Annotated in this window: 7 protein-coding genes; 3 read left to right on the top strand and 4 right to left on the bottom strand. The window is 43.1% G+C overall.

Going from position 1 to position 14,450, the window contains the following annotated elements; translation table 11 throughout:
* Positions 1 to 52: 52 nt before the first annotated feature.
* The 3 genes from F9K23_11735 to F9K23_11725 all read right to left on the bottom strand — a co-directional run bounded on the left by F9K23_11735 (position 53) and on the right by F9K23_11725 (position 3,788).
* Entirely contained in the window at positions 53 to 1,309 is a 1,257-nt protein-coding gene (locus F9K23_11735; protein ID KAB2915159.1) for an insulinase family protein, read from the bottom strand.
* Between the two features lie 423 nt (positions 1,310 to 1,732).
* Positions 1,733 to 2,680, bottom strand: a complete 948-nt coding sequence (locus F9K23_11730; GenBank protein ID KAB2915158.1) for a nitronate monooxygenase — start codon at positions 2,678 to 2,680, stop codon at positions 1,733 to 1,735.
* A gap of 109 nt (positions 2,681 to 2,789) precedes the next feature.
* Positions 2,790 to 3,788 (bottom strand): NAD(P)H-dependent glycerol-3-phosphate dehydrogenase, encoded by a 999-nt coding sequence (locus F9K23_11725; GenBank protein KAB2915157.1) that lies wholly within the window; start codon positions 3,786 to 3,788, stop codon positions 2,790 to 2,792.
* Between the two features lie 300 nt (positions 3,789 to 4,088).
* Here F9K23_11725 and F9K23_11720 point away from each other — a divergent pair, with 300 nt between their 5' ends.
* The 3 genes from F9K23_11720 to F9K23_11710 all read left to right on the top strand — a co-directional run bounded on the left by F9K23_11720 (position 4,089) and on the right by F9K23_11710 (position 9,867).
* Entirely contained in the window at positions 4,089 to 5,879 is a 1,791-nt protein-coding gene (locus F9K23_11720) for a T9SS type A sorting domain-containing protein (protein KAB2915156.1), read from the top strand.
* Positions 5,880 to 6,067: 188 nt separating this feature from the next.
* A complete protein-coding gene (locus F9K23_11715; protein ID KAB2915155.1) occupies positions 6,068 to 7,855 on the top strand; it encodes a T9SS type A sorting domain-containing protein in 1,788 nt (595 codons plus the stop codon).
* 68 nt (positions 7,856 to 7,923) lie between these two features.
* Entirely contained in the window at positions 7,924 to 9,867 is a 1,944-nt protein-coding gene (locus tag F9K23_11710; GenBank protein ID KAB2915154.1) for a T9SS type A sorting domain-containing protein, read from the top strand.
* A 77-nt stretch (positions 9,868 to 9,944) separates the two neighbouring features.
* Here F9K23_11710 and F9K23_11705 read toward each other — a convergent pair whose 3' ends face one another.
* Positions 9,945 to 14,210: a T9SS type B sorting domain-containing protein gene (locus tag F9K23_11705; protein ID KAB2915153.1), complete on the bottom strand. Its 4,266-nt coding sequence runs from the start codon at positions 14,208 to 14,210 to the stop codon at positions 9,945 to 9,947.
* Positions 14,211 to 14,450 lie beyond the last annotated feature (240 nt).

The following is a 14,450-nucleotide window of genomic DNA, read 5'->3' as shown; positions in this document are numbered from 1 at the left end:
TTTTAACCTGTCGTTGCAAAAACACGCATAACTTACTTTTGTGATAGCCCCTTTATGCCTTGCTTTTATAAATCAAGCGGCTGGTTTGGCTTTCGTCAAACACTTCGCGGGCTACTTGCAGTATTTGGGCGGGGGTAACGGCATATATTTTTTGGATGACCTCTTCCAGCGTATCTACTTTGTTATAATCCAACAGGCTTTTACCCAATGAAAGCATCAGGCTTACTTTACTCTCTTCGGCCAGCAACATTTGGCCTTCCATCTGCCGTTTGTACTTGTTCAGTACGGTTTCGCTCAGGGCTTCTTTTTGCAGGCGTTTTAGTTCGGCCTCCACCAGTTTCATGGTTTTATCAAGGTACTTAGGGTCGGTACCGAAATAAATGCTGAAATATCCGGTGTCTTCATAAGTAGAAAAACTACTGTCTATTTGGTAAGCATAGCCGTAGCGTTCGCGCACTGCCAAATTCAAGCGGGAGTTCAATCCCGGGCCGCCCAACAAATTGCATAGCAGAGCCAACGCAGGTTTCAGCGGGTGTGAATTATTGTACGATAAGTTGCCCATTACGCAATAGCACTGGGCGTGTTCGGTTTCTTTAACGGTAGTAAAGGGCACATAGTTTTTAAACGCCTCGCGTTTATTGGGTTTTGTGCCGTTTTGTATGGTAGGCATATATTTCTCGCACAGTCCTATTACCTTTTCTATGGACGAATTGCCCACGTAGGCATACACAATGTTGTGCGGTAAGTAGTTGGCAGCTATAAACCCTATGGATTGCTCGCGGGTGAGAGATTTTACGGTGTCTTGCGTGCCTAATATGTTATACCCCAGCGGATGGTTTTTAAACATTAACTCCTGAAATTCGTCGTTTACACATTCTTCGGGGTTATCGGCATACATATCAATCTCTTCCAGTATCACATTCTTTTCCTTCTCCATCTCTTTTTCAGGGAAATTGGAGTGAAAGGCTGCATCGGTAAGCAAATCAACTGCACGGGGCAAATACCCGTCGATAAACGAGGCATACAAGGTGGTTTTGTCTTTCGTGGTGTAGGCGTTCATTTCGCCGCCTACTTCTTCCAGTCGGCTGATAATTTGCAAGGCGCGGCGTTTTTGGGTGCCCTTAAACAGCATATGCTCTATAAAATGAGCCATACCCATAATGTTAGCGCTTTCATCACGGGTGCCCGCATTGATATGAATACCAAAGTGGGCAATGTTTGACGGGTGGTGTTGGTATATAAGCCGCAGGCCGTTGGGAAACTGATGTATTTTGTGCACAGAGTTATCTTTGATTTTGAGGTTCGTCATGCTGAACTTGGTTCAGCATCGCATTACAGGATATGCTACCCCGAAATTAATTCGGGAAGACGAGTATGCAAAAGTACAATAATCTATCACCTACAGTTAAGGTATTTGGTTTTGAAGCAATCCTTTTGATATTGTGTAAGCGGATTGCTGCGGGAGACCTCGCAATTACGGAGAAACTACTGTCTTGCTGACGAAGGGAGCATCTTATCACGCTCTGTTAATACATTTTTATAGGGTTCTTCGCTTACCTCACCCGAAGGATAAGGATGGCTTGATAGCTCAATTTCGCCCTCTCCTAAAGGCGAGGGGCTGGTTGCAACTATCGCGCCCTTCGGCAGGCTCTATCCTTCGGCAGGCTCAGGATGTCCGCCGCACTTGCCCGTAGTGTGTAAAGTACCCTTTTAGGGGCGGGAGTTAAGGATATCACAATCTCATACCGCCAATTTTTTCAGCGGTGAGGTTAAACTCGTCTACCATTTCGGTTACAATTTGGGCGGCGGGTTTCACTTCGTGTATATAGCCTGATATCTGGCCTATTTCCAATTCGCCTTCTTCCATATCGCCTTCAAACATACCGCGTTTTGCACGGGCACGTCCCAGCAGTTCGCGCAGTTCATCGGCGCTTGCTTTGCGGGCGTAGGCCTCTTGTATGTCGTTAAAAAACTTATTCTTTATCAAACGCACCGGGGTAAGTTCCTTTAGAGTAAGCTGGGTATCGCCGTCGCCGGCAGCTACAATAGCCTGCTTAAAATTCTGATGTGCTGATGATTCTTCGCTGGCGGCAAATCGGCTACCTACCTGCACAGCTTCAGCTCCCAGTGCCATAGCTGCTAACATGGTTTTACCGCTGCCAATACCGCCAGCTGCAATCAACGGAATGGTAACCGCTTCGCGTACCATTGGTATCAGACAAAGGGTGGTGGTTTCTTCGCGACCGTTGTGTCCGCCTGCTTCAAAGCCTTCGGCTACAATCGCGTCAACACCTGCTTCTTCGCATTTTTTGGCAAACTTGGTATTGCTCACCACGTGTACTACGGTTATGCCTTTGCTTTTTAGATGTTCCGTCCATGTTTTGGGGTTGCCCGCACTGGTAAACACAACTTTTACGCCTTCTTCCACAATAATCTCCATCAATTTCTCAATGTCGGGGTATAGTAGGGGAACATTCACCCCAAAAGGCTTATCCGTAGCTGCTTTGCATTTTTGTATGTGCTCGCGCAACACATCGGGGTACATAGAGCCTGCGCCGATTAAACCAAGTCCGCCAGCGTTTGATACTGCACTTGCCAATCGCCAGCCGCTGCACCAAATCATGCCGGCTTGTATAATGGGATATTTAATGCCAAAAAGTTGTGTGATGCGGTTTTGCATAGTGCCGCAAAATTAATCCTTTGAAGGCATGTTTGCAGGGTGAAGCTTAATGTTTTTGCCGGAAAGGTTATTCAACAGCGGCAGGTTTCAACCTGCGGCATACAGGATGTTAAATAAAGCTTTCGGCCAGTTTGCGCATTTCGGGGCCGGCGGCCTTTTTCTCGTACAAAATGCGGTAAATGGTGTTTAGCAAAGGCATTTTATAATCCAGCTCTTTGCAAATTTCATACATACTAAGGGTAGCATAGTATCCTTCGGCCACCATGCTCATTTCAAGCTGTGCAGTTTTCACGCTGTAGCCTTTGCCAATCATATTACCAAAAGTGCGGTTGCGGCTAAACTGGCTATAAGCAGTTACCAGCAAATCGCCCAAGTAGGGGCTTTGCTCAATATGGCGGTCGCGATTACCCACGTGGTCAAGAAAATTCTTCATTTCTTCCATGGCATTGGTAATTAATACTGCCTGAAAATTATCACCGTAGCCTAAGCCGTGGCAAATGCCTGCGGCAATGGCGTAGATGTTTTTAAGTATCGATGCGTATTCAACCCCGACAATATCCTTGCTTACAGTGGTTTTTATATAACGTACCGAAAGCATATCGGCCAGCAGTTGAGCGTTCTTTTTTGATGCGCCGGCAATGGTTAGGTAGCTGAGTTTTTCAAGAGCTACTTCTTCAGCATGGCAAGGGCCTGCTATTACCACAATTTTCTTTTCAGGAATATCGAATTGCTGGCGGAAATAATCGTTTAGTACTTGGTGGGTTTGCGGTACTACACCCTTAACTGCCGAAACCATAATCTTACCTTTCAGAGCGGTTTTGGGCAGGTCTTTAAAAGCATCGTACACAAATGCCGAAGGAATAGCTGTGATGATAATATCGGCTTCGTTTATCACCCATTCAAAATCACTGCTTAATTCAATTTTTTCGGTGGGTACGGTAACAGAGTTAATGTAATTGGGATTGTGTCGGTGTTTCTTTATGTACTCAATATTCTCAGGGTTGCGAAGCCACCAAATCAGCTTCACCCCGTTATCATGGTATTTGTCCGAGAGGATTTTTATAATCGCGGTGGCCCAACTACCACCACCTACAACAGCTACTTTCATTCTAAGAGGCTAAACCGCAAAAGTACGGGTTTTTAAAAACATGGCATCAAATGTTATTCAGTTACGCTCAACAGGAGCTTAAAAAGCTTTTGCCTTTTAATAATCGTGCGTACTTTTTGTAGTAAAATAATTGAATTGTAATGTTTTGATTGATAGTGTCTTATTGTTTTCTGTGGCACTTCGTTGGGTAGATTTTCATCGAAAATTCTCCTCTCAGGTATTCATTTATCACATTAAACTATAATTTGCAGTTGATTAAACTATCAATCAACCTATCATTTTCTAATTCAAACAAAAAGCATGAAAAAAATTCTATTAATTATTTTGGCGTTAACAGGGTTAACAGCAAAAGCGCAGTATTTCCATCACATTTACGGGACAACGGATGGAGAAAAGCTATCATCGGGTATTAACACCAACGCACTTGGCTTAGGTCATTTTTTGGTAGGCCATAACGGCCAAAACGGGCTGGCAGTTTCTCGTACTGATGTTACAGGAAACGTGACTGGAGCACCTTATTTTGACGGATGGTACACCCTTTTTAGTCCAATTACAGGCTCACAGGTTTTTGTTGAGGAATCAGAGGCGTTTGAAATGGACAATGGCGGAGGTTTTGGTATTGTTGGAAAGTTCCAAGATTTAAGTCTTGGCGCACCTAACACAGGTATTTTCTATATGCAACTAACCCCTGCAGGCGGTGTATCAAACATCTTTACTTATGTGCCATCGGGTGTAACAACTGTTATTGATATTTTTAATGTTGGCGGTGTTGCAGAATCAGTGCTAAGCAGCGGAAAAGATATATACATTACAGGTTCTGCTTACGGAGGCAGTAATGTATTTGCCTATGCAATGAAACTTGATATGACTTCGGGCGGTATCAGGTGGTCGTGGATATATGATATACAACTGGCTTCAGGTGCAGGCTCGGCTTATGCATATTCCAGGGATATTATTGAAAGTCCATATACACCAAACGGTGTTGACGAGGCAGTACTTGTAGGGCAATTATACGACCCCACAGGCGGTTCATTGCCTGATGCGTTCAGTTTGCGTGTTGATGCAAGCACAGGAATTCCCGTTACAGGTGCTGCCGATATTTACGGTACAACATCATCAACGGATGAGATTAACTCTATAAGCATAGCAAATGCTACCGCAGGAGGTAGCGATGGCTTTATTTTAGGCGGAGCCAGCGACGTTAACGGCAGCGAAGATTTTTGGCTGGTGAAAACCGACCAAACCTTGGGCTCGCTTTGGGCCAGCTTGCATGATTATAACGGCAACGGTGGTACTGAGAATGTTTGTAACGATGTGATTGAACGTTTGAATACCGGCGGTAAATATGAGTACTATGCCGCAGGTTATGTGCGTAATGGTTTGATGGGAGGAACGTATGACATGGTGGTTGTGAAAACCAACGATATGGGGGTAAGCACCGGAATGGGGCAGTTTACCTACGGTGATAAGTTTACCGATTACGGTATTGCCATCGACCAATACAATGGAACCGGTGCAGACGGTATCAGCGTGTTTGGTTTCCGTGAAGCATACAGCTCTCCTGTTATTAACGGTAACTATGATATGTATTTGGTGAAAGCCTACTTTAACGGTGAAACTCCTTGCAATCAAAAAATAGTGGATGCTATTAATGCATCAGGCCCCGGACTAATGACATCTGTGTCGGCAAATTTGGTTGACCGCTTGGTGCCATTAACCCTTTTTAATTGGGGACAAACCACAGCAAACGACCTGAATATTTGTTTTGCTACCAGCCTTGGTGCAGGCAGCAATGCCCGTGTTGCTCCTGCTGAACCTAAAGGCGATAAACAAGCTGTTGTAGCACCCAACCCAATGCAAACCGGTGCGCAAACCATTGCTGTTTCGGTAGAGGTTGAAAGTGCAACCACTGCGCAACTAGCTATTTATGATATGCTGGGCAGACAATACTATACAGGTAGCGTTACCCTGACAAAAGGAAGCAATACCTTGCCTATTGATATCAGCAAATCAAACATGAGTGCAGGTACCTATACACTTCGTATAACCATGAACGGTGAAAACAAATCGGTGTTACTGCTAGTTGAATAATTAGCACTATAACGCATAATTATACAAGGGTGGCTGTGTGCAACGCAGCCACCCTTTTTGTTTTTTAAGTTGACATGGCTTAAACCCTTGTGGTTACTGCGTTTGTTGAAAGTTGTTTTTTTTATGATTTAATTTGCTATAACTTGCAAAAAGTTCTTTTAGAACAATTTAAACTATCTATCAAAAGCATGAAAAAGCTATTCTTAATTGCAATGGTGTTAACCGGGTTAACAGCAAATGCACAGTATTTCCATCACATCTATGGAACTACGGACGGACAAAAACTTTCATCAGGTATCAACACTGACCCAGCTATTTCGAGCATGGGACATTTCTTAGTGGGCCATCATAGCCAGCAAGGGCTATCGGTTTCACGCACCGACGGTACCGGTAATATTACCGGAGCACCCTATTTTAACGGCTGGTATTTTCTAATCAGCTCAGTAACCGGAAACGTAGTTCATGTGGGCGAATCAAAAGCCTTTGAAATGAACAACGGTAATGGTTTTGGTATCATTGGCCAATTTGCTGATTATTCAGTATTTCCTGCAACTACAGGGGTGTTTTACTTAATGATGGACCAAGCCGGAAACGTAAGCGTAATTTATACCTATATACCCGCAGGTGGCGGTACAGGACAGGATGTTATTTCTGTAGGAGGTATTTACGAATCTATCTTCACAGGCGGTAACGAAGTGTATGTTACAGGAACTGTAACTACTACCAGCGGTACTTTAGACCCCTTTGCCATGATGATTGATGTAAACTCCGGCGGACTTGTATGGAGCGGTATTTATGATATCGTTTACAGTTCAGGTGCCGGTATTGCATTTGGTAAAGACGTTATCACCAGCCCTTATTCACCTACCGGAAACAAAGAAATAGTTGTTGTGGGCGAAACCCGCGAAAACGTTTCGGGAGCATTGCCTGACGGTTATATGCTGAGGTTGGATGCTGCTAACGGTAACCCAATGGCTGCTGTTAACTTGTACGGTACTACTGCCTCATCAGAATCGTTTAATGCTATTGATATTGCCCAAAGTACTAAGGGCGGTAGCGATGGTTACATTATAGGCGGTTACAGCGATAGGGCAGGTAGCGAAGATGTTTGGTTGAACAAAACCGACCACGTGGGTAATACCTTGTGGGCTACCCTGCACGATTATAACGGTAATCCCGGTACACAAAACGTGTGTAACGATATTATCGAACGCAAAAACACATCGGGTAATTTTGAATATTATGCTGCCGGATATGTGTACAGGGGCCTTTTGGGCGACTATGACATATTGGTAGATAAAATTGAAGACGGTGGTTCTACCAGCGGTTTCGGTCAGTTTACCTATGGCGATGGCCGTATTGATTATGGTATTGCTATCGATCAATACAACGGTACAGGTGCCGATGGTATTAGCGTATTTGGCTTTAGGGAAGGTGCTTCAGGCCCTGTAATTAACGGTAACTATGATATGTATTTGGTGAAAGCCTACTTTAACGGCGAAACTCCTTGCAATCAAATAATCGTTGATGTGCCCATTATCAGCGGGCCAAAAATTTATGCTACTACCGGTGTAAACTTTGTTGACAAACTGGTGCCTGATGCTAAAATGAAATGGAGAAATACCAATGCTTACGATGCTAATATTTGCTATGCAAATACACTGGCAAGCGGAAGCAATGCCCGTGTAGCTCCTGCTGAACCTAAAGGCGATAAGCAAGCTGTTGTAGCTCCAAACCCAATGCAAACCGGTACGCAAGCCATTGCTGTTTCGGTAGAGGTTGAGAGTGCAACCACTGCACAAGTAGCCATTTATGATATGCTTGGCAGGCAGTATTATGCAGGCAGCGTTGACCTTGCAAAAGGAAGCAATACCTTGCCTATTGATATCAGCAAATCAAACATGAGTACCGGTACTTACACAGTTCGTATAACTATGAACGGTGTAAATAAATCGGTGTTACTATTGGTTGAATAATCCCTGAAAAGTTTATCAAAAAGGCGGGGCATGACTTTTATAGTCATGCCCCGCCTTTGTTGTTATTAATGCAGTGCTTTTGGCTTCCTATGTCCTCACAGGCAATGTGTTACAATCAAAAAAAATCTTTTTTTTGTCATATTAATTACATTAACTTGCATTTAAGTTCTTTACTATCATTCAATTATCAATCGCAAAACATGAAAAAACTATTACTAATTGCATTGGTGTTAACAGGGTTAACTGCCAAAGCTCAGTACTTCCACCATCTTTACGGAAGTGCCAATGATGATTACTCAACCTCAGGTGTAAACATTACACCCATTAACCCGCTTCCGGTTGGTCATTTTCAAACAGGTATCACTTTCACCTGTCTGCCTGTAAATGCTGCTACTGCTACCTACAACGATATGAACGGAAACGTTGGCGGTGGCTTCTTTTTCGAAAACAACTACCTTTTCACCTCACCCGCCGGAAATCTTGTAAGCCCACAAGGTGGTTCTAATGCTATGGCGTTAACAACTTGCGGCCCTACTTTGGGTATGTCGGGCTTTTATTTAGACCCCGCATTGCCAGCAGGTAACAACACTGCGGTGTATTACATGATTGTGAATGCAGGCGGCGCCCCCGGACCTGTATTTACCTACACACCTCCCCCAGGCTTCGATATTGTTTCGATGGGTGGTGTTGCGCAATCGCAGTTTTTACCCGGAGAGTGGTACCTAACCGGTACTGTAATTGATGGTGCTGCAACACGCCGTGCTTTTGCATTACGTATTAACGAATGTACCGGAGCAATGGCTTGGGGTATGATTTATGACATTTTAGCCCCTGTTACACAAACAACTGCACGTGATATTGCTGAAAACCAAGTGCCTTTGTTTTCGCCTGTAGCTGCTGCCATTGTGGGCGAGGTAGTAAACAACGGTAATCAAGACGGCTTTTTATTACACATTGACGGTTTAACCGGTATGCCTGCCCCACACCCCGTTATTATTTACGGTTTTCCTAATACGGTAGATGCACTTTGGAGTATCGAATCAGCCCCACAATGCCCTAATTATCCTCCCGGTTTTGTATTGGGCGGACATACAGATGTGAACGGTAACCAAGACTTTTTAGTAGTACGCATGGATCCGTTGATTGCCCCCTTTATTATGAATACATACGATTACAGCTTAGCAGCAGGTAATGATAACCGCTGCTACGATGCAATCCAACGTATAAACTCAGCTTGCCAATGCGAGTTTTATGCAATGGGTAATGTGCAAAATGGTGTGTTTGGCGGCTTTGATATTATGGTGGTGAAGATGGACTTATTTGGTGCGTCTTTCGTAGGTGATGAGTTTAACTACGGTGGTAATGGCAACGATTTTGGTGCCAAATTAGACCAGCGTAATCTGGTTCTTTGCGGCCCTCCTATACCTAATTTTGACGGCTTAAGCATATTCTCAACTTGGGGTAGCTTACCAAACATTGGCGGTAACAGTGATATGATGAATATCAAAGCATACTACAATGGCGTATCAACTGCAGGCGGATGTAACGAGATACTTTCTACCCCCGTACTATTGCCCGGAATTCCACCAATGCCGCAAATGCCCGCTGTTCCGTTTGTTAATATTAACCCTGCCGGTAATATCGGGGCGTTTAGCATTCCGATACAGGATATGACCTTGTGTTTTGCTCCTATAATTGGCGGTGGAAATAATGCCCGTGTAGCCCCTGTGAATACTAACAAAGAAAACGAGGCGATGCTGGTAATGCCAAACCCTGCACAAACAGGTACAAAAGCAGTGAGTGTTGAGTATGAAAGTACCGATGCAGGAACTGTGGACGTAGCTATTTATGATATGCTGGGCAGGCAATACTACAGCGGCAAAGCCGAAGTAGTAAAAGGCAAAAACAAATTGCCTGTTGATATGAGTACAACCAATATGAGCGCAGGCACTTACAGTGTGCGTGTGACCAAAAACGGTGAAGGCAAAACCATTTTATTAATGGTTGAATAACGATTGGGTGACGAGTTTATCCTAACAAAAAATCCGGGGCTGGTTGCCTCGGATTTTTTGTTTATAAAGTCTTTAGTTTACCTAAGCACATTTACTTGCCCGTAAATAATCTCTTTAAGACCGCTTTCAGCATTTACTTGAATTTTATACAGGTAAAGTCCATCAGGAACAGGTGCGTCGGCATAATTTGCATCCCAGTGGCAATTAATACACTCTTGCAATACTTGCCCCCAACGACTATAAATAGTTAAGGTATAGTTGCTCAATCCGTTGCAAACAGGAGCAAATACATCGTTGTTTCCGTCACCGTTGGGTGTAAACGCATTAGGAATTACGCAAAACATTGCATCAAAAACCCTTATAACGCGTGTGGCCGTATCGGTGCAGCCGTTTTCATCAGTAACTTTTAAAAACAGCGTATAGTAGCCGCTATCCGCATAGGTATATGTGGTGTCTTTTTGCCTTCGGTGATAAAATGTTGTGCCGTCACCAGTTTGCCATTCAAATAATATCCCCCCGCTGCTGTTATTTACTAAAAGCAGTTCTTTTCCTGTTTCTCTAATATCAGGTTTCACAATAAAATCAGCACGGGGCAGTTTATGTACTTTGATGGTCTCAAGCCTGCTGATACTGTCTTTGCAGCCCCAAGCATTACTTACCACTAAACTAAATACTTCATTACTGTTTTTATAAAAGGGGATAGCGTAAGAGGCGACACTTGTTGCTGTTGTAGTTTTTGATCTTTTCCAACTATTCAGGATAGTGTCGTTGTTAACAGATTTATCGGTGAAAGTTACTTGCAGCGGTGCACACCCTTCAATCGGGCCTATGTCAAAATCAGCCTTGGGCGAGGGCATTACCGCAACCACAAAGCTGTCACTAACAACAGGGCTGCAATTGTCACTTAGCGAAACATAATACTTAGTATTTACAAGCGGCACATGGGTTACCGGGTTTTGGTTCGATGTCCAAGAAGTTCCCTCAGCACTCCATGCCAAAGCATGGGTAATGTTATTTCCACCGGTAGCAGTTGCAACAAGGGTTAACGGTTTACCCTCACAAACGGTGTCGGGGCCACTTATTTTAACGGTAAGTGGAGGTCTTACAGTAACCCTTGCTTGTTGGCTATCGGGGATGAGTGTACAATTATCTGTAAGTATTGCTGTATAAACAGTAGTAATGGTAGGTGCAACTGATAATAAAAATAAGGTATCGGCTATTGGTGTGCCGTTAGCTTTCCAACGGATTTTATAACCAGCCGTATATCCGCCTGAAGGCGTAGCCTTTAATAAGGCGCTGCCTTGTTGGCAAATGGTAGTATCGGGAGTAAGGCTAAGTCTTAATGGAGGGAGAACGGTTACCTTTATTTTTCCGCTATCAGATATGGGAGTACAGCCGTCTGTTAATATCGCAGTATAATTTGTGGAGAGGCTGGGAGTAACAGTGGTGGTATAATTGCTATCAGTCCAAAATCCGGCATCATCTATCCATTTCACCTTATAAGCTGAGGATAAGCCCCCGTTTGGTATTGCTTTCAGCTCGGCTTGTCCGCCAACACAAATTACAGTATCAGAGCTAACGGTAAGTTTCAGCGAATCAAGAACTGTAATAGTAACGGTTGCTGTATCTGCTACAGTAGAGCAGTCATCCGCAAGTATTGCCGTATAAGTAGTTGTTTTTATTGGGGTTACAGTTATTGCAAACGTAGTATCGGGCAATAAGGTATTATTGCTAAGCCATTTTATTTTGTGTTGGTTTTGCAGGCCACCTGAGGCTTTTGAAACAAGTTGTATACTATTGCCTGAGCAGATGGTTGTATCGTTATTTATAGAAAGTTGTAACGGGGGTCTTACCGTTACAGTTATAAAAGAAGAATCGCGGGAATTATTTATTGTATCGTACGCTACCAGTTTATAGGTAGTAGTAATAATGGGTGATATAGTTTTTACAGACCCGTTTCCTAAACCGTTGTCCCAAACATATTTTACGGCAGCAGAATCGCAGGTAATTGCAGCAGCATTTAGGGTTACCGTATTTCCCAAACAAATAGTTGTATCTGTTAATTTGGGTAGAAGAAGACTCCCGTCAGGAATTACAACAACAAATGACGTATCGTTTTTTGAGCAATTGTCGCCTAAAATAACCTTGTATTTTGTTGCCGAATCTGGGCTAACGTTTATCTCTGCGTCAGTAGAAAATACTGTATTATTTACCGCAAGCGACCATTTATAGTTGTAGTTAGAGGTGTCTCCTCCTGTGCCAATTGCCTTTACAGTAGTCGTACGGCCTTTACAAAACACAACAGTATCAGCAACGTTTAGTTCAAGCGGTGGGCGCACATTTATTACCACATAATCAGTGTCTGTAACACCACAACCTGAACTGTCGCTTATTATAATCCGATATTCAATAGTGCTGTCGGCTACGACTAGAGGCTGACGATTATTAGTGTCGGCAGGATTAACAAAGCCTTTGTGGGGCCACCACTGCCATTTGCTCCCACCCGTTGTACCCAGCCGTATTTGTTGCTCTTTACATAGTAGAGTGTCTCTTCCTGCGTTGGCTGTATCTTTACTGTAAATCAACAAACGCAGGGTGTCTCGACGGTAAAAACTCTGTACTTGTGGCGTTGTACTAATAATACGTATGCGGTATTTATTATTTGTTGCCACATTAAACAAGGGTAAAGCACCCTTTACAATACCTTCTACGGTGTCTTTCAATCTTCCCAATTCCGTTTCCCCTCCCTCAAAGAATCCTGCGCTATCACTTAATTGTGCAATAAATTCATTCCCTGTATTAAATTTTCCGGTTACAGTAAAAGGGATTTCAATGCTATCCCCGGCGCAATAGGGGCCTGGACTAACATATCCCCGTGTGATAGTCATGTCGGTAAGTTTTGCAACAAATGCATCAATGTTTGCGGGCTGGAGACTGCGGGCTTTTTCGCCAAAAAAATCCAGGGCTCCCCTGAAATATCCTGCAATTAGTGCATTGCCAAAATTATCTACGGAAATATCATAAATATTAGAAATAGCAATTGTTCCCGTACTATCGGCAAAGGCCCACAAAACATTGTTTGCAGTATCTATTTTGGCAATAAAGAAACTTGAGCTTGTTAAAGCGTTCAGGTACGAACCGCCAAAATATGCCGACGCCACACTCATAGTCCCAACCACATAAATGTGGTTGTTTTTTACATAAATGCCACCTGCCGGAATCATGTATGGATTAGCACTGTTTCCACCACCATTTGTCTCCTGTCTTGCCCATTTAGGGGCAAAATAGGCGTCAAAAAAGGTTACATAAGTACCTAATAATGATGTTGTCCGGGTTAAAGATATGCCGTTTCCAAAGTTAATTGTGTTTTTTAAACTGCCTGTAATAGCAAAACGGCCATCAGGGTACACAGCAATTCCACCCGGGTCATAGGAACCGAGACCAAAACCAGCAGTAGGATTATTAAATGAGTAAGAACGGACAAAGGTACCTGAAGGGCTTAATTTAATTATGGATTTTCCAAAAACCTGCTGATTATTATATAGCGTATCGTTAATATCACAGAATAAATATATATAGGATGAGCTATCTGCACCAATATCGATAGGGCTGTTAGTATTTGATGATGATTTAGGACCACCGCCAAGCTTTTTCGCCCAACGGTAATTTCCCGAAGAATCATATTTTAATATACCGATACTTGACGCTATATACGATGCTGACTGGTTAGGGAACCCGGAAAGTGAATCTGTAGTTCCTGAAAATTTAACAACCCCATTGAACTGGAAAGTAATAACAGGGCTGTTTTCAGCATCAACAGCAATTTTGGGTCGCGGAGCATTACTACAGCTAAAAATGTTATTTGCAGGCGATACATGGTGATAAACCTTCCTAATCCAAAGCGGTTGCCCAAGTGAGTTATATTTTGCAATAAAAAAGTATATTGTTGAATCAGTAGGGAGGCTTACTCCGTTGCCCAAATCAACTTTTTGGGCTGAACCTGTTATAAAATAATTATTATTTTTATCGTGCCTTATATCTTGTAGCGCACATTTTGTTCCGTCAATTTTTGAAACCCACTTGGTTTTCCCGTAAGCATCATATTTAACAATGGCTTCTCTGAAATTGCTTTGAGAATAGCCTGCGCATGGAGCAGTAAGAGTATTGCCAAGAATTGTATAATTTATTAAAACAACAATGTCATTATCATTGTCAACAGTTAGCGATCTTGCTTCGTTAATCCGTCCGTCGGAGCTATTGTTTATCCATTCACATTCTTGTCCTTTGCTTTGCGCTGAAAAAAGCAACAGTAAGCAAATAACAAGAGATATGCCTTTATACATTTATGCAGCAGGTTAGGTACAATCAAAGATACGGTAACCCACAGAATGGTTGCCACGTTGATTTGTCAAATTTGTATGGAATTAAGCGGCGTGTTCCTAAATTATCTCCTAAAGTAACTACGATTAGTGCACTCTCCAATTACTACCTATCCACCAGTTCTTTGAAAGCCGTAACCGCCTGCCATTTGGCAAAACCCCGCAAAGCCCTGTGCGGTGCGTAACAAAAATAACTGCATAACT

The sequence above is a fragment of the Bacteroidota bacterium genome, assembly GCA_008933805.1.
Lineage (GTDB): Bacteria > Bacteroidota > Bacteroidia > UBA8524 > UBA8524 > SB11.
This window is presented reverse-complemented; position numbering and strand designations above follow the sequence as displayed.

Bases quoted from the DNA above. Each gene is read 5' to 3' on its own strand.
- F9K23_11710 (KAB2915154.1), top strand. From the start codon at position 7,924: ATGCAGTGCTTTTGGCTTCCTATGTCCTCACAGGCAATGTGTTACAAT.
- F9K23_11705 (KAB2915153.1), bottom strand. From the start codon at position 14,210: ATGTATAAAGGCATATCTCTTGTTATTTGCTTACTGTTGCTTTTTTCA.
- F9K23_11715 (KAB2915155.1), top strand. From the start codon at position 6,068: ATGAAAAAGCTATTCTTAATTGCAATGGTGTTAACCGGGTTAACAGCA.
- F9K23_11725 (KAB2915157.1), bottom strand. From the start codon at position 3,788: ATGAAAGTAGCTGTTGTAGGTGGTGGTAGTTGGGCCACCGCGATTATA.
- F9K23_11730 (KAB2915158.1), bottom strand. From the start codon at position 2,680: ATGCAAAACCGCATCACACAACTTTTTGGCATTAAATATCCCATTATA.
- F9K23_11720 (KAB2915156.1), top strand. From the start codon at position 4,089: ATGAAAAAAATTCTATTAATTATTTTGGCGTTAACAGGGTTAACAGCA.
- F9K23_11735 (KAB2915159.1), bottom strand. From the start codon at position 1,309: ATGACGAACCTCAAAATCAAAGATAACTCTGTGCACAAAATACATCAG.